Genomic DNA, 21,725 nt, shown 5'->3' with positions numbered 1-21,725 from the left:
GCGCGTGTCGTAACCGCAACGGCGCTTCACGACCGTTATGACCTGTCGGTTCACCATCCCGTAACACCTCGGCCCATCTCTTTACGCCGGTGCAACACACCTGGCCGCGCCGGGAAACACGCGGATCCGAAGGTGGCGGCGTGGTGATCTTCGCCGAGCCCGATGACGTGCTCGCCGATCCATCCCTCGGACGAACACGATCCCCCGCCCGATCTATGGAGGCGACACAATGGAAGGCATCGACAGCGGCACCACGGCGTGGCTGCTGATCTCCTCCGCGCTGGTGATGCTGATGACGCCCGGCCTGGCGTTCTTCTACGGAGGCATGTCCCGGGCCAAGAGCGTGCTGAACATGATGCTGATGAGCTTCGCGAGCATCGCCGTCGTCAGCGTGGTCTGGGTGGTCGTCGGATACTCGCTGGCCTACGACACGGCCGGCCCGCTCGTCGGCGGCCTCGGGTTCCTCGGCGTGACCGGGCTCATCAGCGACGTCGACGGCGGCATCCCGGTGCTGCTCGACGTCGCCTTCCAGATGATGTTCGCGGTCATCACCGTGGCCCTCATCAGCGGCGCCATCGCCGACCGCGCGAAGTTCGGCGCCTGGCTGCTCTTCGTGCCGCTCTGGTCGGTCCTGGTGTACTCGCCGGTGGCCTACTGGGTGTGGGGCGACGGCTGGATCGGCGGCCTGGACATCGGCGGCTACGGCGTCGTCGACTTCGCCGGCGGTACCGCGGTCCACATCAACGCCGGCGCGGCCGCGCTCGCGCTCACCTTCGTGCTGGGCCGCCGCAAGGGCTTCGGTTCGGAGTCCATGCGCCCGCACAACCTGCCCTTCGTGCTCCTGGGCGCGGCCCTGCTGTGGTTCGGCTGGTTCGGCTTCAACGCCGGCTCCGCCTACGCCGCCGACGGCACCGCCGCCCTCGCGCTGCTCAACACCCAGGTCGCCACGGCAGCCGCCACCGGGGCGTGGATGCTGGTCGAGCGCATCCGCTACGGCAAGGCCACAGCGCTGGGCTTCGCCTCCGGCGCCGTCGCGGGTCTGGTCGCCATCACCCCGGCCGCGGCCGACCTCACGCCGCTGGGCTCGGTCGCCCTGGGCCTGATCGCCGGTGCCGTCTGCGCCTACGCCATCAGCTGGAAGTACAAGTTCAAGTACGACGACGCCCTGGACGTGGTCGGCATCCACATGGTCGGCGGCATCATCGGCTCGCTGCTGATCGGCCTGCTGGCCGCCTCCTCGGCGAACGGCTCGGCGGGGCTCCTCTACGGCGGGAACGCGGGCCTGCTGGCCGTGCAGTCGATCGGCGTGGTGGGCGTCCTGGTCTACTCGTTCGTCGTCACCTACGTCATCGCCAAGATCATCGACCTGGTCATGGGCTTCCGCATCCCGGAGCACGTCGAGACCAACGGACTCGACGCCGAGCTGCACGCCGAGACCGCCTACGCCTTCGACGAACTGGACGACGAGTTCGAAGGCGCCGAGCCCTCCTCGCCGACGCCTCCGGGCGAGGAGGTGGCCTCACAGCAGGCGCGGTCCTGATTCCGGCTCAACGTCGAGGCGGTGCGGCCGAGCCAGACGACATGCCGTGAGGTGACGGCCGGGCCGGCGGGGAACCTTCCCCGTCGGCCCAGGTGTGCGCCGGGCGTGGGCTGCCTCACCCGCGCCGGCGCGGGGAGGTGCGGCTGCGGTACGCGCTCGCCCGCGCACACCGGCCTCCGCGGCCGGGACCGGCCACTTCGCTATGATCGGCAGGCGGTCGGCGCCGCTTCGCAGCACCGGCGGGTTGGGTACGCTTGTGCGGCAACCAGGAGGGCGTCGGATCATGCGCCGCGGCCCCTGCCCGCCTCCCGTGCAGTCCCGAGCTCTCCTGCGAGTACGTGCCCGGAGCCGAATCGGCGGCCCGCGCGTCCCATCCATTCAGGCCAGTTCCGCAGACACACGTGCACCCCACCCCAGGGGGCAGGAGGCAAGATGTCGCCGGTTCAACCCACTACACGTCGATCGCGCGGACTCCTGACGTCCGTCGCGGCGGCGGCCGCTGTCGTGATCGGCGCGTCCGGTTGCTCCATCGACCTCAGCGAGTTCCGCCCGGGCGGCGGCGAGGAGCCCTCGCCCTCGCCCACCCCGGTCGATGCGGCCCCGCTTCTGGAGTCGGCGCTGGACACCCTGCGCGACCAGCCCGCCGTGGCGGTGCAGGGGCAGGTCTCCGAGACCAAGAACAGCGTGGTCAGCGACGTTTCGCTGACCACCACCAGCGGGGGCACCACCAGCGGCACGGTGCAGACCAACGAGAACGAGGCCGAGGTCGTGCAGGCCGACGGCAAGCTCTTCGCCAGCGCGCCCAGCGAGTTCTGGCTCGACAAGAGCATCGCCAACCCCGACTCCGACGAGTACGACGGCAGCTGGGTGCGTATCAGCGGCAGCCAGCTCGGCATCGACCCGGCCGCCACGCTCGCGCCGGACGCGCTGGCCGACATCCTCAGCGGCATGGCCCCCAACGGGGGCAAGGCCAAGCTGGAGAACCTCGACGGCACCACCGCCTACCGGGTCGACCTGCAGGGCAGCGGCAACAGCCGGGTCTGGATCGGCGAGGAGTCCGGCGAGCTGCTGCGCGCCGAGGTCGAGGAGCTGACCCCCGAGGGCGCCGAATCCGGACCCCGCACCCGGCTGGACTTCACCGCCCCCGAGACCGGCGACGTCCAGACGCTCTACGAGGACGTGCTCACCGTGGCCAACGGCGAGCTGAAGGGCGCGCCCGACGCGCGCATGCCCGTCAACTGGAACGAGCAGCTGAGCCTGGACTGCGAGACCGGCGGCTCCTGCACCGTCTCCGGCACGGTCAAGGACGACTCCTCGTCCACCGACAACGGCGGGGGCGGCGACCTGAGCGTCACCGTGCGCATGGACGCCAAGGTGTCCAACGACGAGCTCGGCTCCAAGAAGTGCAACGACTCCGGAACCCTCAAGTCGGGCGGCACCGTCGACCTCTCCTGCGGCGTGGACTTCAACCTCGCTCCCAGCTCCTCGCCGGTGAGCTACGAGATGAGCGGCGACGCCCAGCTGTCCACGAGCGCGCTCAGCGGTGACGCCCGCAGTGCACTGGTCTCCGCCATCGAGGAGGAGCGCGACGCCGCCGCCGACGGCTCCACGCCGTCGGCCGGCGCCTCGGAGTCCCCCGCCGCCGAGGAGACCGGCGGCAACTGAGCGCCGACCGGGCGCCGCGAACGCGTCCCCGCCGGGGCGCGCGCGGCGCGTCCCGGCAGGTAACCTAGGAAGCCACTCCCAATACGAAGGACTGGCCACACTCGTGTTCGAGACGCTTTCCGACCGGCTGACCTCGGTCTTCTCCTCGCTGCGCGGCAAGGGGCGGTTGTCCGAGGAGGACATCAACGCGACCGCGCGGGAGATCCGTCTCGCGCTGCTGGAGGCCGACGTCGCGCTGCCCGTGGTCCGTGCGTTCATCGCGCGGATCAAGGAGCGCGCCCAGGGGGCCGAGGTCTCCAAGGCGCTGAATCCGGCGCAGCAGGTCATCAAGATCGTCAACGACGAGCTCATCGAGATCCTCGGCGGCGAGACCCGCGAGGTGCGCTTCGCCAAGAACCCTCCGACCGTCATCATGCTGGCCGGTCTGCAGGGCTCGGGCAAGACCACGCTGGCGGGCAAGCTCGGGCGCTGGCTGGCGGGGGAGCGCAACACCCCGCTGCTGGTCGCCGCCGACCTCCAGCGCCCCAACGCCGTCACCCAGCTCCAGGTGGTGGGCGAGCGTGCCGGGGTTCCGGTGTTCGCACCCGAGCCCGGCAACGGCGTGGGCGACCCCGTCGAGGTGGCGCGCGCCTCGATCGAGCAGGCCAAGCACAACAACCACAACGTCGTCATCATCGACACCGCCGGCCGCCTGGGCATCGACAGCGAGATGATGCAGCAGGCCGCCGACATCCGCGACGCGGTCAGCCCCGACGAGGTCCTCTTCGTCGTCGACGCGATGATCGGCCAGGACGCGGTGAACACCGCGCAGGCGTTCCTTGACGGCGTCGGCTACGACGCGGTGGCGCTGACCAAGCTCGACGGCGACGCCCGCGGCGGTGCCGCGCTGTCGATCCGGCACATCACCGGCCGGCCGATCATGTTCGCCTCCACCGGCGAGAAGCTCGAGGACTTCGACCTCTTCCACCCCGACCGGATGGCCTCGCGCATCCTCGACATGGGCGACATGCTCACCCTGATCGAGCAGGCGCAGCGCACGTTCGAAGAGGACGAGGTCGCCAAGATGGCCAGCACGCTGGCCTCCGACGACGACTTCACCCTCGACGACTTCCTGCAGCAGATGGGCATGCTGCGCAAGATGGGGCCCATCAGCAACCTGCTCGGCATGATGCCGGGCATGGCGCAGATGCGCGACCAGATCAGCGGCGTCGACGAGAAGGACCTCGACCGCGTCACCGCGATCATCCGGTCGATGACCCCGGCCGAGCGCGGCAATCCCAAGATGATCAACGGCTCGCGCCGGCTGCGCATCGCCAACGGCTCGGGCACCCAGGTCAGCGACGTCAACGGACTGGTCACCCGCTTCTTCGAGGCGCAGAAGATGATGCGCCAGATGAAGAACAGCGGGGGTATGCCGGGGATGCCCGGTATGCCCGGCGGAGGCGGTAACCGCAAGAAGGCCAAGGCCCAGGCGAAGAAGACCAAGAAGGGCAAGCAGCGCAGCGGCAACCCGCTCAAGGCCAAGGAGCAGGAGGCCGAGCGCCAGGCCGAGCGCGAGCGCCGCCGCGAAGAGGGCGGCGACCAGCAGCCGCCGCCCCAGCTTCCTCCCGGCCTGGGTGGCGGCGGTCAACTGCCCCCGGGGCTCGGCGGTGGTTCCATGCCCGACCTCTCGAACTTCAAGCTGCCCAAGAAGTAGCGGCCACGCCGCCCGAGAAGCGGCGCAAAACCGCCCCGCGACCTGCGCCGAGCCGGGCGCGGGGCGGATTCGCGGCGGCTGCGGACGGCGGCGCGGCCGACTGCGCCGGGCGATGAGACGCCTCTCATGCGAGCGGACGCGCCGAACGCCTCCGTGAAGCGCAACGCGCACCCCGGGGTCTGGCACAATGGGTTAACGACTAACGGTGTTGCGGGCCGGCCCTCTAACTAGCCCGGGCACCTAACGTCCCCGCCTGAACACTCCGCCGCATCCCCACGCGGCGCGATGACGGGCACTCGCATCGCAACTGGGAGATACCACACCCGTGGCTGTCAAGATCAAACTCAAGCGTATGGGGAAGATCCGTGCGCCGCAGTACCGAATCGTCGTCGCCGACGCCCGCACCAAGCGCGATGGCCGAGCCATCGAGGAGATCGGGAAGTACCACCCGAAGGAGGAGCCGAGCTTCATCGAGGTGAACTCGGAGCGGGCGCAGCACTGGCTTTCCGTGGGGGCGCAGCCCACCGGCCCGGTCACGACCATCCTGAAGCTGACGGGTGACTGGCAGCGGTTCAAGGGGCTGCCGGAGCCGGCGCCGATCAAGGTCGCCGAGCCCAAGGACAAGGAAGCCGAGGAAGCGGCCTTCCAGGCCGTGCTCAAGGAGCTCGTGCTTCCGGACAACGAGTCCACCAAGGGCGGCGGGAAGTCCAAGAAGTCCTCCGGCTCGGAGAAGAAGTCCGAGAAGGCCGAGAAGACCGAGGCCACCGGCGAAAACACGACCACGGAGCCTGAGGGCGAGGCCTGACGTGCTGGAAGAGGCGCTTGAGCACCTGGTTCGGGGCATCGTCGTGAACTCCGACGATGTCCAGGTGAGAGCCCGCAGGCTCCGCAAGGGCAAGGTGCTCGAAGTCCGGGTCCATCCCGACGACCTCGGGAAGGTCATCGGCCGCAACGGGCGCACCGCCAAGGCGCTGCGCACCGTCGTCGGCTCGCTCGCGGGCGGTCGCTACGTCCGCGTCGACCTGCTGGACCTGAACGAAGTGCGCTGAGCGCCGGTCCCGGCCCGCGACCGCCCGCACGCGCGGGCGGCCCGGTCGCGGCCGGGGCCTCCGCGCCGCTCCGCCGGAGCGGCGCGGCGTCGCCGTGTGCGCGGCCTCTTCCCGCGCGCCCGCCCATGAACGCAGGAGGACGATGCGTCTCGTAGTCGGCCGGATCGGCCGCGCCCACGGGATCCGCGGCGATGTGGCCGTGGACGTGCGCACCGACGACCCCGAGTCGCGCTTCGCGCCCGGGTCCCTCCTGCAGACCGACCCCGCCGATGCCGGTCCGCTCACCGTCGCGTCGGCGCGCAGGCACTCCGGTCGGCTGCTGGTCCGCTTCACGGGGATCGGCGACCGCACCGCCGCCGAAGGGCTGCGCGGGACCACCCTGCTGGTGGCGTCCGAGGACGTGCCGCCGGTGCAGGACCCCGACGAGTTCAACGACCACGAGCTCATCGGGCTGCGCGCCGAGACCTCCGACGGCGCCGAGGTGGGCACCGTCGCCGACGTGCTGCACAACGCCCAGGACGTGCTGGTGATCACGCGCGCGGACGGCCCCGAGGTGCTGGTGCCCTTCGTGCGCGACCTCGTGCCCGAGGTGGACACCGGCTCCGGCCGCCTGGTGATCGACCCGCCGCCCGGCCTACTGGAACTGGGCGGCTGACCGCCGCGCACGGGAGGGCGCCGGTGCGCCCCGCAGTCCCCGTGTCCGGCAGCCCGCAGCCCCCCGCCCGTATCCGGACCACTACCGCACCGCCGGCGGCCGCTCGCCGGAACCGCCGCCGGGAGCCCTCGCACACCTATGCGCATCGACATCATCACGATCTTCCCCGACTACTTCGCGCCGCTGGAGCTGTCGCTCATCGGCAAGGCGCGTGCGGCGGGCATCCTCGACATCCGACTGCACGACCTGCGGTCCTGGACCCGTGACCGGCACAACACGGTTGACGACACCCCCTACGGCGGCGGCCCGGGCATGGTCATGAAGCCCGAGCCCTGGGGCGAGGCCCTGGACGCGGTGGCCGGCGGCGCCGGCGCCCCGCCCCGGCTGGTGCTGCCCACCCCCAGCGGCACCCCCTTCACGCAGGAGCGCGCCAAGCGGCTGTCGGATGAACCGTGGCTGGTGTTCGCCTGCGGTCGCTACGAGGGCATCGACGCCCGGGTGGTCGCCGACGCCGAGCGGCGCATGCCGGTGGAGGAGCTGAGCATCGGCGACTACGTGCTGGCCGGCGGCGAGTCGGCCACGCTGGTCATCGTCGAGACCGTGTCGCGGCTGCTGCCCGGCGTGCTGGGCAACGCGGAGTCGGCGGTGCAGGACTCCTTCGCCGCCGGAGCCATGGAGCACCTGCTGGAAGGCCCCGTCTACACCAAGCCGGCGCACTGGCGCGACCAGGAGGTGCCGCCGGTGCTGCTGTCGGGAGACCACGGCGCGGTGGACCGCTGGCGGCGCCATGAGGCGCTGCGCAAGACGGCGCGCAACCGCCCCGAGCTGCTGCGGGAGCTGGCCGCCCGGCGTCTGGACGAGCTGGAGCGCAGCGACCGCGAGCTGCTGCTGGAGCTGCTGGAGCGGCTGTCTCCGCAGTAGTCGGCGATGGGCCGGCGGGCCGGCGGGCCGGCGGCATGGCCGAGGAGCCGGGCGGCCGGCGGGCGGTGCCGCTTGCCTGCGTGTGTCTAGCGGGTGCGCCGGGCGGACGCGGCCGCTGAGCGCGCTCGCCGTGTGTCCGCCGTGTCCGCCGGGGAGGCTCCTCGGGGGCCGCACGGGCTGCGGAAGCGTGCGCAGGGCCGGTACAGGCCCGGTCCCGGCCCGTCCATCCCGGCCCGACCGGGGACGGGCCGGGGCACCGGCCTTAGGGATCGGTTACAAACCGGGTCTCAACGTGTGGCAGACTGGGGGAGTTGCCCCTGCCGTCGCGCGTTGTTCGCATGCCGCCGTCTCACCGCTCGCGCCCGCGCAGACCCGGCAGAGGCTCACCGTAAGACCCCAGCAGCAGATCCGCCCGCGCGAACCGCACTGTCCGTCGCCGCGGCGCGCAATCGATGAGGAAACGCTGAGATGCACACCGCTATTCAGGAAATTGAGAAGGCCCAACTGCGCTCGGACATTCCCGATTTCCGCCCGGGCGACACGCTGAACGTGCACGTGCGCGTCACCGAGGGGAACCGCTCGCGTGTCCAGGTCTTCAAGGGTGTCGTGATCCGGCGCCAGGGAGCCGCCAACCGCGAGACGTTCACCGTCCGCAAGATCAGCTACGGCGTGGGCGTGGAGCGCACCTTCCCGGTGCACAGCCCGGTGATCGAGAAGTTCGAGATCGTCTCTCGCGGGCGCGTGCGCCGGGCCAAGCTGTACTACCTGCGCAACCTGCGCGGCAAGGCCGCCCGCATCCCCGAGCGCCGCTAGGCCGCCGGTCGCGGATCGATTACGCGGCGTATCGCCTCTCGGCTGTGGCTTAACCGACACGCAGCGCCGCGCTCGGATAGGCTTCGGTTCCGATGACCAAAGAAGACACGGCCTCCGGTGGGGTGATCGACGCTGTCGGTCCCACCTGGGGGACCCGGTCCGACTGCCCTGGCTCCCCCGCGCGCCCGCGCGGGGGAGCCAGAGTCGTGTCGGGGCGGTGCCCATGAGACGGCCGGTGCAGCCGGTGAGGCCGACGCGGCCGAGAGCGGGGGTTCGATGAACGCCAAGAGGGAGAGCACGGACGAGAAGGCGCAGAAGTCGGGGTCCTTCTGGAAGGAACTCCCGATCCTGATCGCCATCGCGCTCGTCTTGGCCTTCGTCATCCGGACCTGGATCGCCCAGCCCTTCTACATCCCCTCGGGGTCGATGGAGAACACGCTGCTCATCGGCGACCGGGTGATCGTGAACAAGCTGGTGTACCAGGTACGCGAGATCAAGCGCGGCGAGGTCGTCGTATTCAACGGCGAAGGGTCCTGGGACGAGGGGCCGTCCATGGTCCAGCCCGACGAGTCGGCCAACCCCGTGGCCCGCGTGTTCAACTGGGTCGGTCAGCAGTTCGGGCTCGCACCCAACGGCCGCGACTACATCAAGCGCGTCATCGGGGTGCCCGGCGACACCGTGCAGTGCTGCGACGAGCAGAACCGCGTCCTGGTCAACGGCGAACCCCTGCAGGAGAAGCCCTACCTCTTCCCCGGCAGCATCCCCGAGCACCGGGCGTTCGGTCCGGTGAAGGTGCCCGAGGACCACGTGTGGGTGATGGGCGACCACCGCGGGGTCTCCCGCGACTCGCGCGAGCACCAGAACGAGCCCGGCGGCGGTGCTGTACCCACAGACCACGTGGTGGGCCGTGCGTCGGTGATCGTCTGGCCCGTCGACCGCTGGTCCACGCTGCCCCGGCCGGACACGTTCGAGGCGCTGGACGAGACCCTCGCTGAGAACGCCGGGTCCGGCGAGGGGGCCGGTCAAGGCGCCGACCAGAGCGCGGGTCAGGGCGCGGGCCAAGGCGCCGGTCAGGGCGCCGGTCAGGGCGCCGGACCAGGAGCCGAACAAGGGGCCGGACAAGGGGCCGGACAAGGGGTCGGCGCGGGATGACCGACCGCGTGCACGCCGCCGCGGGCGGCCGCCGGAACCGGGCCGAAGCACCGGACAGCACCACCGTGCAGGGGGCCGCCGGATGTCGCCCGTTCCGCTTCCGAACGGTTGACACGTGTCGCATCATGGTTTTGTAGTCGATCGATCAACGCGGGAACGGGTTCCCGCGAGACCCCACAGGCGAAGGGGGCCGGGCCGCTCAACCGGGACTGCACGACGAAAGCGAGCGCGAAATGAGTTCTGAGGACCTGGAGAAGTACGAGGCCGAGATGGAGCTGCAGCTCTATCGCGAATACCGCGACGTCGTCGGCCTCTTCAGCTACGTGGTCGAGACCGAGCGCCGGTTCTACCTCACCAACCACGTGGACCTGCAGCCGCGCAGCACTGAGAACGGCGAGATGTACTTCGAGGTCACAATGGAGGACGCCTGGGTCTGGGATATGTACCGCCCGGCCAGGTTCGTCCGAAACGTGCGCGTGGTGACGTTCAAGGACGTCAACGTCGAGGAGATCACCAAGTCCGATCTAGAGGTCCCAGCAACGGGCAAGCCACAGTAACCGCGCCCCGTCCCGCCGCCCCAGCCGGTCGGGACCACAGTCATCCGCCGCCGGGCGGCGCCGAGCGCGCCCCCGGCGGCATTCGTATGCCCGGAAGGCGCGGCGCTCAGGCCGGCAGAGGGCCTGCGGGGCGGCCCGGCCCCGGGACCGCGCCCGGTGCGCAGCGGTCGCCTCGGCGCGGCCCCCGGCTCTCGGCCCCCGGCGCCCCGGTGGCCGGAAGCAAAGCCGGAGCGCGTAGGCCGAAGCCCGGAGCAGCGCCACTATCCGCGTCCGGGACCGCGTCCGGTCGTGGTGCGCCAGCCTGACGGGCCGCGTTCGACGAACCCTGCCGCGGCCAGCAGACCCAGACTGCTCAGGGCGGCGTCGAGGCCGAGGTCCGCCGCCTCGGCGACGGAGGCCGTCCCTGCGCAGGCGCGATCGGGAACCGCGTCGAGGACCCGGCGGGCGGTGGCGTCGAGGGAGTCGCGGTCGAGCGCGGTACCGCCCTCCTCGGAGCGCAGGTCGGCGCCGATCCTGCCCACCTGCTCCACCACGTCGTCGGTGCCGGTGACGCAGACGGCGGCGCCGTCGCGGAGCAGCCGGTGGCAACCCGCCGACAGGGCCGAGGTGACCGGACCCGGCACGGCCATGACGGTCCGATGCAGGTCCTGCCCGTGGCGCGCGGTGTTGAGAGCGCCGCTGCGCAGGCCCGCCTCGACGACCACCGTGCCGGGGGTGAGCGCGGCGATGATCCTGTTGCGCACGAGGAACCCGTGCTTGCTGGGCGGGTTCCCGGGCGGGTGCTCGCTGACGAGCGCGCCGCGCGCGGCGATGTCGGCGAACAGCGCTTCGTTGCCGCGCGGATAGGAGAGGTCGAGGCCGCAGGCGAGAACGGCAACCGCGGACGCGGCGGCGGCGAGAGTGCCGCGATGGGCCGCGGAGTCGATGCCGTAGGCGCCCCCGGACACGACCGCCCACGAGCGTTGGCCCAGGCCCCACGCGAGCTCGCCCGCCACGTGGGTGCCGTAGGCCGAGGCTGCGCGCGCTCCGACCACCGCGACCGAGCGCAGGCACGCGTGCCGCAGGTCGTGGGCGCCGCGGACCCACAGCGCGTAGGGGCGGCGCCGCCCGAGCTGGTCGAGCTGGGTGGGCCAGCCGGGATCGCCCGGAACGATCAGTCGGCTGCCGAGTTCGGCCGTGGTGGCCAGCAGGGCGTCGGGGTCGATCCGCGCCGCACGGTCGCGCCAGCGCGCCGCCCGCCGGGCGACGGTGTCGGGGCGGGCACCGGGCGGCGGCTGAGGTGTCTCTCCATCGCGCAGCGCCTGCCAGACCGCGGCGGCGCCGTGTTCATCGAGCAGTGCGCCCATGGCGGTGTCGCCGGGATCGGCCACGGCGGTCAGGCACGCCCGTGCGGTGGCGTCGTCTCCGACGGGGCCCGGGCGCGGACCGGACTCCGAAGGCGGTTCGTACTCCCCGGGTTCGGGTGCGGACGAGGGATCGGAACAGGTCATGGCCGTGGCGGCGCCGTCGCGGCCGGTCGAACGCCGCCTTCCTCCCTTCGGGCGGATGGATGCGCGGGAGCACGGTGTTCGGGCGCAGGCGGGCGCGGATGGGCCGCGACGCGGATGGGCCGTGATGGGAGGCCGGCTGCGCCGATCGACTCACTGGACGCGGCCGGTCCACAGGGCGTAGGCGTAGGCGGTGTCCTCCGCCGTGGGTTCGGGGCGGTCGGCGAGGTCGGCGACGGTCCACGCGACGCGCAGCGCGCGGTCGAGCCCGCGGGCGCTGATCTCGCCGCGCTCAAGGGCGGCCGCGAGGATGCGCAGGGCATCGGGAGGGACGGGGAAGTGCCGTCGGAGTTCGGCGCCCGGAACCTCCGCGTTGGTGCTCCACGGCGTGCCCGACAGGCGTGCGGCGGAGCGTTCGCGGGCACGGGCGACCCGTTTCGCGACGGTGGCCGAGGACTCGGCGTAGGCGCGGTCGGCGAGCAGTTCGGCGTGGGCGACGGGTTGGAGCTCGACCTTGAGGTCGAGCCGGTCGAGCAGCGGCCCGGACAGCCGGGCCAGGTAGCGGCGGCGCTGGACGGACGTGCAGGTGCAGGCGGTTCCGGACTTGCCGCAGGGGCACGGGTTGGCGGCGAGCACCAGCAGGAACCGCGCGGGGAAGCGCACAGTGGCGGCCGAGCGCGCGACGACGACCTCGCCGCTCTCCAGCGGTTGGCGGAGCGAGTCGAGGACGCCGCGAGCGAACTCGGGCGCTTCGTCGAGGAACAGTGCGCCGCGGTGGGCCAGCGAGACGCACCCGGGGCGCAACCGGGTGCTGCCTCCGCCGACGATCGCGGCTCGGGTGGCGGTGTGGTGGGGTGCGCAGAACGGCGGATCGACGATCAGCGGCGACCGGTCCGGCAGGGTTCCCGCCACGGAGTGGACCGCAGTGACCTCGATGGACTCTTCCGAGGCGAGTCGGGGCAGGACGGTGGGCAGGCGTTCGGCGAGCAGGCTCTTGCCGGTGCCGGGCGGACCGACCATCATCAGGTGGTGGCCGCCGGCCGCGGCGATCTCCAGCGCGCGGCGGGCGACCGGCTGGCCGAGGACGTCGGAGAGGTCGGGCTTGCGAGCGCCTGCGGAGGAGTCGGTTTCCTCGGTCCGCTCCTCCGGCTCGGAGCCGTCGTCGCCGGGAAGCTCCTCGGCGACGGGCTCGCCGCGCAGCCGCGCGAGCAGCTCGCCCAGCGAGGCGACCGCCATCACCGACACGCCGGGCACCAGCGCGGCCTCAGCGGCGTTGCCGCGCGCCACGACGAAGGTGGTGTGACCGCAGCGAACACCGGCCAGGACCGCGGGAAGCACGCCGCTGACCGGACGCGTGCGGCCGTCGAGCGCGAGCTCGGCCAGCACGACGGCGGTGCGCAGCGACATCGGCGGCACGGCGCCCTCGGCCGCCAGGACGGCGGCGGCGATCGCGAGGTCGAAGCCGCTGCCGCGCTTGGGCAGGCTGGCCGGCGACAGGCTGACGGTGATGTGCCCTTCCGGCCAGTGCTCGCCGGAGTTGACCACGGCCGCCCGGATCCGGTCGCGCGCTTCGCGCAGTGCGGTGTCGGGCAGGCCGACGAGGGTGAGTCCCGCAGGGCCGTCGCCGAGGTGGGCCTCGATCTCGATGATGTGGCCGTCCACGCCGATCAGGGCCATGGAGCGCGTGCGGGCGAGCGCCATCACGCCACCCCCTGGTGGTGGCGGACGTAGACCCGGTCGCCGGGCAGGACGAGGACGCAGACGACGTCGATTCGCAGGGGCCTGCTCGCCGCCCGGTGGGCGGCGGCCCACCGCCGCGCCAGCCTGCGCAGCCGCAGCCTCTTGGGTTCGGTGACCGCCTCCAGCGGCGACCCGAATCGCAGACCGGTGCGGGTCTTGACCTCGGCGACGACGATGGTGGCGCCCTGGCCGGCCACGATGTCGATCTCGCCCTCGGCGCAGCGCCAGTTGCGCGCGAGAATGCGCAGCCCGCCGCGTGCCAGGTAGGCCGCCGCCACGTCTTCGCCTCGGGTGCCGAGCGCGGATCTGTACCCGCCCGGGATGGTGGACGGCGCGGAGGGAGCGTGGTCACGGTCGCGTCGAGGGGCGGGGCGCACGGAGCGGCGGAAGGAGCTCATGCTCACAGCCTGAGCAGTCTGCCGCCGCCGATCCACGCCGATTTCCGACCTGTGGACAACCGAGACCCGGGAGGGGTGGGGACGGGGATCGGGGGAGAGGGGCGCTTGATCGGGGGTGAAGGGAAGTCGGGCACCGACCAATGCCAGCGCCGGGCCAGCCTGAAGCCGGGTGCCCGCACCTTCCCACCCACGGGGCCTCGCCCCAACGCCCGTCGCCGCCCTCGTCGGGTGCTCGGCTGGCGGGCATCAGGACCGATGGGCGTTGGGCTCAGCCGTTCGCGGTCGTCGCCGCCTCGTCGGGGGCTCAGCCGGTGGGCATGCTTTCCGGTGATTGCGCGCCGTGCCGGTGCTGTCGTCGCTGCCGACGTCGCATGCCTAGCGGATGATCTCCGGGACCGGTGGGCGCCGGGCTCAATCGTTCGCCGTCCTCGCTGCTTCGTCGGGTGCGCAACAGGCAGGCATGCTTTCCGGTGATCGCATGCCGGGCCCCGTGCTGCCGTTGCTGCCCCGTCGGGTGCGCAACCCCCGGGGTCCGATCCGGTGATCGCATTCCGGTGCCCGTGTTGCCGTTGCTGCTCACGTCGCGTGCCTAGCCGATGGTCTCCCGGACCGATGGGGGGACGTGGCACCCCCGGGGAATCCGGCCTCCCCGGGGAACATGGCGTACTCGGGTAATCCGGCCTCCCCGGGTAAAAGGGTTGCGGTGAGGGGGCCGGGTGTTCCAGGTTGGCGCTGACAGCGTCCGCAGTGGTGGAGAGGGGGAACACGATGGCGCAGAGGTACAGCGACGCCCTTGTGGCCGACGGGCCGCTGGTGTTCGTCGCGGGGCAGGCGCCGATGGACGCCGACGGGATGGTCGCCGTCGGCGACGCGCTCGCGCAGACCCGGCAGGCGCTGCGCAACGTCGACTCCGCTCTGGCCGAGCATGGGGCGGACGTGCGGCACCTGGTCAAGCTCACCTACTACCTGCGCCATATGGCCGACCTCGACGAAGTGCGGAGGGCGGTCGACACGTACCTGGTCCACGAGCCCCGCCCCGCGAGCACCCTCGTCGAGGTCAGCGGGCTGGTGGACTCCCGGTTCCTGATCGAGGTCGACGCCGTCGCCGTGCTGCCGCGCGGGCGGGGGGCGGAGGCGCGGTGAGCGCCGATTCCGCCGGCCCCACCCGGCCCACCGGCTCCACCGGCTCCACCGGCTCCAGCCAGTCCACCGGGCACACCGGGCCCACCGGGTCCAGGGGAGCCGCCGAGTCGGCCGAGCGGCGGGAGCTGATCGAGGACCTGCGCGGCCATCTCGCGGTCGACAGGTCGCCGCACACCGTGCGCGCCTACCTCGGCGACGCCCGCGCGCTGCTGGGCTACCTCGACGACACCGGGCGCGGGCTCGACGGCCTCGACCTCGCCGCGCTGCGCGGCTGGCTGGCCCGGATGCGCGACGGGGGCGCGGAACGCTCGACCATGGCGCGGCGGGTCGCCGCCGCTCGTGTGTTCACCGCGTTCCTGCACCGCAGCGGCAGGATCGCCCACGACCCCGGCCCGCAGCTTGCCGCGCCGCGACCGCATCGGTCACTGCCCGACGTCCTCAGCGAGCGCGAGACCGCCGCCGCTCTCGCCCCCGGCCCCGGCCCGACTCCGGAGTCCGCCCCCCAGCGCGACCCGAATGCCGCCCCGGCCTCCCACTCCGGCATCCGCCCTGATCTTGGCTCCACCTCCGGCCCAGGCCCTGCCTCCGGCTCCGCCCCCGCCCCCGCCACCCGTCCCGCCTCCGCCCCCGATCCCGTCGCGCTGCGGCGCCGCACGGTGGTCGAGGTCCTCTACGCCACGGGCATCCGCGTGGCCGAGCTGTGCGCTCTCGACGTCGACGACGTCGACCGGGAGCGTCGCACGCTGCGGGTGCTGGGTAAGGGCGGCAAGGAGCGTGTGGTGCCGGTGGGGGTGCCCGCTCTGGAGGCGGTGGTCGCCTGGCTGCTGGAGGGCCGCCCGCCGCTGACCGTGCCGGCGAGCGGCCCGGCCCTGTTCCTCGGGGCGCGCGGCGGGCGGCTGGGCACCAGGTCGGCCCGCCGTGACGTGCACGCCTACCTGCAGGCACACGGCACCGACTCCGCCCCCCACGGGCTGCGCCACAGCGCCGCCACCCACCTGCTCAACGGCGGAGCCGACCTGCGCAGCGTGCAGGAGATCCTCGGCCATGCCTCGCTGTCGAGCACCCAGATCTACACACACGTCTCGATCGAGCGCCTGATGAACACCTATAACCAGGCGCATCCCAGGGCGTGAGCGCGGTGCGCGCGTCCCCTCCGCCCCCGCCCCCAGCCCTCCGGCTCCGCGTGGCGCCGGTCCCGCCCCGTGCCCCCCTTGCTCCCCTCTCGCCACGACCCAACGCCGCCCAGGCCCCGCCCCGGCCTCCCGTTGCGCCGGGGAGCGGGACCGGGCAGCAGGCGCATCCGCCCGGCTCCCAGCGGCGCGAGGGGGTCGAGGTAGGCGTCGCCGCTGCGCAGCCCCCAGTGCAGGCAGTGCCGTGTGCCGCAGTGCCGCCCGGCCCCGGCGACGGACGCGACCACCTGCCCCGCCGCCACCCGCGTGCCCGGCTCGACCCGCGGCACCACCGGCAGGTAGGTGGTGCGCAGACCGCCGTGGTCGACGCTGACCACGCCGGTGCCCGCCACGCGGCCCGCGAACGCGACGCGGCCGCCGCCGGTCGCGCGGACCTCGGCGCCGGGATCGGCCGCGAGGTCGACGCCCCGGTGGCCGGGCAGCCATGGCCGGGCCGGGGGGTCGAAGTCCCGCAGCACGCGCACCGGCCCCCCAAGCGGACGCTGCCAGGGGCTCTCCAGCGCCCGAGCGGGAGCCGCAGCCCCCAGGGGCGCCAGGACGAGCGCCGCCAGTCCGACGGCCAGGGCGCGGGCCGGACGGCGGGCCAGGAAAAGACGCGACGACGGCATCTACCCAGCCTGGCGCGCCCGCCCCCGCCCCGCCAGGCCGCTCCTGAGCCTGTGGAAGAAGCGCCGCCTCGGCGGGATCCGGACGCTCGGCGGTCCTTGACACCGGCGAGGGCCGCCGATAGGCCCCGACGCACCCCGAGGGCGGCTAGAATTCCATGAGGCTCGATACGAGCCGACCAATACGCACGCCTCCGTGCCTTCCCGGCAAGGGGCCGCTCTCACGGTCCGCACCCCTAGCGGCGGTGCGGCGGAGCGGTCGGGGCGTCAGGAACAACCGGGGCGGGAAAGACCCGCCGTACGAGGAGGACCGAGTCATGGCCACAGTCGTGACCATCCGGCAGCTGCTGGAAAGCGGTGTGCACTTCGGGCACCAGACGCGGCGCTGGAACCCGAAGATGAAGCGCTTCATCTTCACCGAGCGCAACGGCATCTACATCATCGACCTGCAGAAGTCGCTGGCCTACATCGACCGCGCCTACGAGTTCGTCAAGGAGACGGTGGCCCACGGCGGCACCATCCTCTTCGTCGGCACCAAGAAGCAGGCGCAGGAGGCCATCGACGAGCAGGCCCGCCGTGTCGGGATGCCTTTCGTCAACCAGCGCTGGCTGGGCGGCATGCTCACGAACTTCTCCACCGTCCACAAGCGGCTCCAGCGCCTGAAGGAGCTGGAGGAGATCGACTTCGACGACGTCGCCGCCTCCGGGCTCACCAAGAAGGAGCTGCTCGGGCTGCGCCGTGAGAAGGAGAAGCTGGAGCGCACCCTCGGCGGTATCCGCGACATGGCCCGCGTGCCCAGCGCGGTGTGGATCGTGGACACCAAGAAGGAGCACATCGCGATCAGCGAGGCCCGGAAGCTGAACATCCCGGTCGTCGCGATCCTGGACACCAACTGCGACCCCGACGAGGTCGACTACCCGATCCCGGGCAACGACGACGCCATCCGCAGCGTCAGCCTGCTCACCCGCGTCGTCGCCGACGCCGTCGCCGACGGCCTGCTCGTCCGGTCGGGCGCGTCCGCCTCGGCCGGTGCCGAGAAGTCCGGCGAGGAGCCGCTGGCCGAGTGGGAGCGCGAGCTGCTGGAGAAGGGCGAGGCCACCGCCGAGACCCCGGTCGCCGAGACCCCGGCTGCCGAGGCCGCCCCGGAGCAGGCCGCTGAGGCCCCGGCCGCCGAGGCCGCTCCGGAGCAGCCCGCCGAGGTGCCCGCGGCGGAGACCCCGGCTGCCGAGGCCGCCCCGGAGCAGCCCGCCGAGGCCCCCGTCGCCGAGGCCCCCGTCGCCGAGGCGACCGCCGCCGAGGCCGAGGCCGAGGGCTCGAAGGAAGCCTGAGCCCTTCAGGCGATTGCGGCTCCCCGCCGCCCCACCGGGCGCGGGGAGCCACGCCGGGCCGCGCGGCCCGGCTCCCGTGAGACCCGTCGACCCACACCGAGGGATTAGAGAAACGCCATGGCGAACTACACCGCCGCCGACGTGAAGAAACTCCGCGACCAGACCGGCGCGGGCATGATGGACTGCAAGAAGGCGCTGGAGGACAGCGACGGCGACTTCGACAAGGCCGTCGAGTTCCTGCGCGTCAAGGGCGCCAAGGCCGTCGGCAAGCGCGCGGAGCGCTCCGCCGACAACGGCCTGGTCGTGCTCAAGCAGGACGACGACGCCTCGGCCGTGCTCGTCGAGCTGGGCTGCGAGACCGACTTCGTCGCCAAGAACGAGCAGTTCCAGGAGCTTGCCTCCGAAATCGCCGGCTTCGCCGCCGCCAACGACGTCGACGACCTCGCCGCGCTGGCCAACAGCGAGTTCTCCGACGGCAAGACCGTGCAGACCGTCGTCGAGGAGCGCAGCGCCGTAATCGGCGAGAAGCTGGAGCTCCGCCGCTTCGCGAAGTTCGAGGGCGCCTTCGTCGCCAGCTACCTGCACAAGTCCGACCCCGACCTGCCGCCGACCATGGGCGTGCTGGTCGAGCTGGACAAGGCGGACGCCGAGGTCGGCAAGGACGTCGCCCAGCAGATCGCCGCGCTCGCGCCGTCCTACGTCAGCAAGGACGACGTCCCCGAGGAGACCGTCGCCAACGAGCGCCGCATCGCCGAGGCGACCGCCCGCGAGGAGGGCAAGCCCGAGCAGGCGCTGCCCAAGATCATCGAGGGCCGGGTGAACGGCTACTTCAAGGACGCCACGCTGCTCGCGCAGCCGTTCGTGAAGGACAACAAGAAGACGGTCCAGCAGATCGTCGACGCCGCCGGCGTCACCGTTCGCCGCTTCGTGCGCTTCAAGGTCGGCCAGTCCTAGTCCGTTTGACATGATGGAGGTGTCGGGGCGTGCCGTGCCCCGGCACCTTCGGTGGATCAGGCGGGGGTCGGCCCGGTGGACGCCCGGCCGCCCCGCATTCGCATAACCACTCGGGGGAACCAGAAGGAGGCCGAGCGCCGTGTCGGAGACCGAAGGCCATACCGCCGCGGAGGCCCCAGCGATGCACGACTCGGGGTGGAACCGCGTCGTACTGAAACTGTCCGGCGAGGCGTTCGCCGGCGGTGAGGACCTCGGGATCGAAGCCGTCGTCGTCGAGTACCTGGCCGAGGCGATCGCCTCCGCCGTGGCCGAGGGGATCGAGGTCGCCGTGGTCGTGGGCGGCGGCAACATGTTCCGCGGCGCCGCGATGTCGGAACGGGGGATGGAGCGCGGCCGGGCCGACTACATGGGGATGCTGGGCACGGTGATCAACTGCCTGGCACTGCAGGACTTCCTGGAGCGCCAGGGCGTCGAGACCCGCGTGCAGACCGCCATCCACATGAGCCAGGTCGCGGAGGCCTACATTCCGCGCCGTGCGGTCCGCCACCTGGAGAAGGGCCGCGTCGTCATCTTCGGCGCCGGACTGGGGGCGCCGTTCTTCTCCACCGACACCACGGCCGCCCAGCGCGCCCTGGAGATCGGGGCCCAGGCGGTGCTCAAGGGAACCCAGGTCGACGGGGTCTACGACTCCGACCCGCAGCGCAACCCCAACGCGGTCAAGTTCGACCGGCTGGAGTACAACGAGGTGCTGACCCGCGGCCTGAAGGTCATGGACGCCACCGCGGTCAGCCTGTGCATGGACAACGGCCTGCCCATCGTCGTCTTCGACCTGATGGCCGAGGGCAACATCGTCCGGGCGGTGCGGGGCGAGAAGATCGGCACCATCGTGTGCACGGCCGACCAGAGCTGACGCGGCGCCGACCTCCGACAGCCCGACAGATGGACTGAAGCGACACACGGGAGCCCCAATGATCGAAGAGACCCTCCTCGAGGCCGAGGAGAAGATGGAGAAGGCAGTCGTGGTCGCCAAGGAGGACTTCGCCGCGATCCGCACGGGCCGTCCGGGCCCGGCGACCTTCAACAAGATCACGGCCGAGTACTACGGCGCCCAGACCCCGATCAACCAGCTCGCGTCGTTCTCGGTTCCCGAACCGCGCATGGTGGTCGTGTCCCCGTTCGACAAGACCTCGATGGGCCAGATCGAGAAGGCGATCCGCGACAGCGACCTCGGGGTGAACCCGGCCAACGACGGCAACGTCATCCGCGTGGTGTTCCCGGACCTGTCCGAGGAGCGCCGCAAGGAGTACATCAAGGTGGTGCGCAGCAAGGCCGAGGACGCCCGCGTCTCCATCCGCAACATCCGGCGCCACGCCAAGGACGCGTTCGACAAGGCCGTGAAGGCCGGCGACATCGGCGAGGACGAGGGCCACCGCGCGCAGGAGGAGCTGGAGGAGATCACGCACAAGTACGTCGCGGAGATCGACGAGCTGCTCAAGCACAAGGAAACCGAGCTGCTCGAGGTCTAGAGTCCGTGACGTTCATCGAGCCCGGTTCCGAGCAGGACGACGACCGCGCGCGGCACGATCCGCCGCCCACCGGCCCCGGTGCGCCCGAGGAACCCGAGGACGGGTCGGGGCGCCCTGAGGGGCGGGCGGGCTCCGGCGCGGGCTCCTCGGACGAGGCGCCGGCACCGGACGGCGGCGCCGGCGGCGGCGCCGCCCTCGGCGCCGAGGGCGACGACGGCGCCCGGCAGCGCTTCGTGCTGCACAAGCCCGACGGCGAACCCGTGCGCACCGGCCGCAACCTGCCGCTGGCCATCGCCAGCGGCGTTGCGCTGGGTGCGCTCGTGCTGCTGTCCATCTACCCCTTCTCGGCCGGGTTCGTGGCCATCACCGCCGCGGCCACACTCATCTGCCTGCGCGAGCTCAACCGCGGCCTGGACGCCAAGGGCGGTCGGCTCGCGGTCTGGCCGCTGGCGCTCGGCGGCGCCGCCATGCAGGTGTGCGCCTATTTCGGCGGCGCCGAGTGGCTGGTGGGCGCCACGGCGCTGACGGCCATCGCCGCGCTGTCGTGGCGGCTGCGCGACGGAGCCGAGGGGTACGTCCGCGACGCCGGCGCGAACCTGCTCACCCTCCTCTACGTCCCCTTCCTGCTGGGCACCTGGCAGCTGCTGATCGCCACGCCGGGCGACGGCCAGGAGCGGCTGATCGCGTTCATCCTCGTCACCATCAGCAGCGATATCGGCGGGTACTTCGCCGGCATCCTGATGGGCCGGCACAAGATGGCCCCGGTGATCAGCCCGAACAAGACCTGGGAGGGCTTCGGCGGCTCGGTGCTGGCCTGCATGCTGGCAGGCGGACTGACCGTCGCGCTGATGCTGGACGGCCCCGTGTGGGCCGGCGCCGTGCTGGGTGTGGCCGTCGTCCTGGCGGCGACGGTGGGCGACCTGATCGAGTCGCTGCTCAAGCGGGACCTCGGCCTGAAGGACATGGGCCGGTTCATGCCCGGCCACGGCGGCCTGCTGGACCGGGTCGACTCGCTGCTGATCGCCGGACCGGTCGCCTGGGTCGTGCTGACCCTGCTGGTGCCGTAGGCGTGTTCGACGGTCCGCCGGTAGCGGCGGCGCACGCGGGTGCGCCCCGTGCCCGATGCGCGAAGCGCCGTCTTTTCCGGCGGAGGGCTGCGATGGGGACCGTACCGCTCTCGCGATGCCGAGGAGGGAGTCAGGCGGGTGCCCTGCCGGCCGGCGAGAACGCGGCGGGAGTGGTGCCGGGGCGCCGCGCAGGAGGACGGCGACCCGGCAATCAGGCCCTGGTAGGCGGCGGGGGAGGC

General features: G+C 72.3%; 21 protein-coding genes. 17 read left to right on the top strand and 4 right to left on the bottom strand.

Going from position 1 to position 21,725, the window contains the following annotated elements:
* The first annotated feature begins 229 nt into the window (after positions 1 to 229).
* The 10 genes from ABD284_RS09385 to ABD284_RS09340 all read left to right on the top strand — a co-directional run bounded on the left by ABD284_RS09385 (position 230) and on the right by ABD284_RS09340 (position 10,048).
* On the top strand, positions 230 to 1,540 hold the full coding sequence (locus ABD284_RS09385) for an ammonium transporter (protein WP_344142246.1): 1,311 nt from the start codon (positions 230 to 232) through the stop codon (positions 1,538 to 1,540).
* Positions 1,541 to 1,972: 432 nt separating this feature from the next.
* Complete coding sequence (locus ABD284_RS09380; protein ID WP_344142245.1) at positions 1,973 to 3,205, top strand: LolA-like protein; 1,233 nt, start codon at positions 1,973 to 1,975, stop codon at positions 3,203 to 3,205.
* 103 nt (positions 3,206 to 3,308) lie between these two features.
* On the top strand, positions 3,309 to 4,901 hold the full coding sequence (ffh, locus tag ABD284_RS09375; RefSeq protein WP_344142244.1) for a signal recognition particle protein: 1,593 nt from the start codon (positions 3,309 to 3,311) through the stop codon (positions 4,899 to 4,901).
* A gap of 325 nt (positions 4,902 to 5,226) precedes the next feature.
* The gene (gene rpsP, locus ABD284_RS09370) at positions 5,227 to 5,706 is read left to right on the top strand and encodes a 30S ribosomal protein S16 (RefSeq protein ID WP_344142243.1); all 480 of its coding nucleotides are present in this window, start codon (positions 5,227 to 5,229) and stop codon (positions 5,704 to 5,706) included.
* Between the two features lies 1 nt (position 5,707).
* On the top strand, positions 5,708 to 5,950 hold the full coding sequence (locus ABD284_RS09365) for an RNA-binding protein (protein WP_179769298.1): 243 nt from the start codon (positions 5,708 to 5,710) through the stop codon (positions 5,948 to 5,950).
* Between the two features lie 142 nt (positions 5,951 to 6,092).
* Complete coding sequence (rimM, locus tag ABD284_RS09360) at positions 6,093 to 6,605, top strand: ribosome maturation factor RimM (protein ID WP_344142241.1); 513 nt, start codon at positions 6,093 to 6,095, stop codon at positions 6,603 to 6,605.
* A gap of 138 nt (positions 6,606 to 6,743) precedes the next feature.
* Positions 6,744 to 7,526, top strand: a complete 783-nt coding sequence (gene trmD / locus ABD284_RS09355) for a tRNA (guanosine(37)-N1)-methyltransferase TrmD (RefSeq protein WP_344142239.1) — start codon at positions 6,744 to 6,746, stop codon at positions 7,524 to 7,526.
* Positions 7,527 to 7,994: 468 nt separating this feature from the next.
* Entirely contained in the window at positions 7,995 to 8,339 is a 345-nt protein-coding gene (rplS, locus tag ABD284_RS09350; protein WP_344142238.1) for a 50S ribosomal protein L19, read from the top strand.
* Between the two features lie 276 nt (positions 8,340 to 8,615).
* Positions 8,616 to 9,491 (top strand): signal peptidase I, encoded by an 876-nt coding sequence (lepB, locus tag ABD284_RS09345; RefSeq protein WP_344142237.1) that lies wholly within the window; start codon positions 8,616 to 8,618, stop codon positions 9,489 to 9,491.
* 233 nt (positions 9,492 to 9,724) lie between these two features.
* A complete protein-coding gene (locus ABD284_RS09340; RefSeq protein WP_131099733.1) occupies positions 9,725 to 10,048 on the top strand; it encodes a DUF2469 domain-containing protein in 324 nt (107 codons plus the stop codon).
* A 260-nt stretch (positions 10,049 to 10,308) separates the two neighbouring features.
* Here ABD284_RS09340 and dprA read toward each other — a convergent pair whose 3' ends face one another.
* From dprA to ABD284_RS09325, 3 genes are all read right to left on the bottom strand, one after another.
* Entirely contained in the window at positions 10,309 to 11,538 is a 1,230-nt protein-coding gene (gene dprA, locus ABD284_RS09335) for a DNA-processing protein DprA (RefSeq protein WP_386699507.1), read from the bottom strand.
* Positions 11,539 to 11,688: 150 nt separating this feature from the next.
* Entirely contained in the window at positions 11,689 to 13,236 is a 1,548-nt protein-coding gene (locus ABD284_RS09330; protein WP_344142236.1) for a YifB family Mg chelatase-like AAA ATPase, read from the bottom strand.
* Positions 13,236 to 13,598: a YraN family protein gene (locus tag ABD284_RS09325; RefSeq protein ID WP_344142445.1), complete on the bottom strand. Its 363-nt coding sequence runs from the start codon at positions 13,596 to 13,598 to the stop codon at positions 13,236 to 13,238. Before ABD284_RS09325 ends, ABD284_RS09330 begins: the two co-directional genes overlap by 1 nt.
* An 843-nt stretch (positions 13,599 to 14,441) precedes the next feature.
* Here ABD284_RS09325 and ABD284_RS09320 point away from each other — a divergent pair.
* Entirely contained in the window at positions 14,442 to 14,816 is a 375-nt protein-coding gene (locus tag ABD284_RS09320; RefSeq protein WP_344142235.1) for a RidA family protein, read from the top strand.
* 128 nt (positions 14,817 to 14,944) lie between these two features.
* A complete protein-coding gene (locus ABD284_RS09315) occupies positions 14,945 to 15,949 on the top strand; it encodes a tyrosine recombinase XerC (protein WP_425573286.1) in 1,005 nt (334 codons plus the stop codon).
* On the opposite strand, the gene ABD284_RS09310 is transcribed toward ABD284_RS09315, so the two are convergent.
* Positions 15,922 to 16,614 (bottom strand): murein hydrolase activator EnvC family protein, encoded by a 693-nt coding sequence (locus ABD284_RS09310; protein ID WP_344142234.1) that lies wholly within the window; start codon positions 16,612 to 16,614, stop codon positions 15,922 to 15,924. The two genes, ABD284_RS09315 and ABD284_RS09310, sit on opposite strands and share 28 nt — an antisense overlap.
* 314 nt (positions 16,615 to 16,928) lie before the next feature.
* Between ABD284_RS09310 and rpsB the strand changes: the two genes are divergently transcribed.
* The 5 genes from rpsB (at position 16,929) to ABD284_RS09285 (ending at position 21,486) form a co-directional block, all read left to right on the top strand.
* Positions 16,929 to 17,939, top strand: a complete 1,011-nt coding sequence (gene rpsB, locus ABD284_RS09305) for a 30S ribosomal protein S2 (RefSeq protein WP_344142233.1) — start codon at positions 16,929 to 16,931, stop codon at positions 17,937 to 17,939.
* 117 nt (positions 17,940 to 18,056) lie between these two features.
* Positions 18,057 to 18,893, top strand: coding sequence for a translation elongation factor Ts (tsf, locus tag ABD284_RS09300; protein WP_344142231.1), 837 nt, complete (start codon positions 18,057 to 18,059; stop codon positions 18,891 to 18,893).
* A 181-nt stretch (positions 18,894 to 19,074) separates the two neighbouring features.
* A complete protein-coding gene (gene pyrH / locus ABD284_RS09295; RefSeq protein ID WP_344142443.1) occupies positions 19,075 to 19,803 on the top strand; it encodes a UMP kinase in 729 nt (242 codons plus the stop codon).
* A gap of 58 nt (positions 19,804 to 19,861) precedes the next feature.
* The gene (gene frr, locus ABD284_RS09290; RefSeq protein WP_344142229.1) at positions 19,862 to 20,419 is read left to right on the top strand and encodes a ribosome recycling factor; all 558 of its coding nucleotides are present in this window, start codon (positions 19,862 to 19,864) and stop codon (positions 20,417 to 20,419) included.
* Positions 20,420 to 20,424: 5 nt separating this feature from the next.
* A complete protein-coding gene (locus ABD284_RS09285; protein ID WP_386699510.1) occupies positions 20,425 to 21,486 on the top strand; it encodes a phosphatidate cytidylyltransferase in 1,062 nt (353 codons plus the stop codon).
* Positions 21,487 to 21,725: the final 239 nt, after the last annotated feature.

This window comes from Streptomonospora arabica, from assembly GCF_039531585.1.
GTDB lineage: Bacteria > Actinomycetota > Actinomycetes > Streptosporangiales > Streptosporangiaceae > Streptomonospora > Streptomonospora halophila.
Note: the sequence above shows the minus strand (reverse complement) of the source record. Positions and strands in the feature narration are given on the sequence as shown.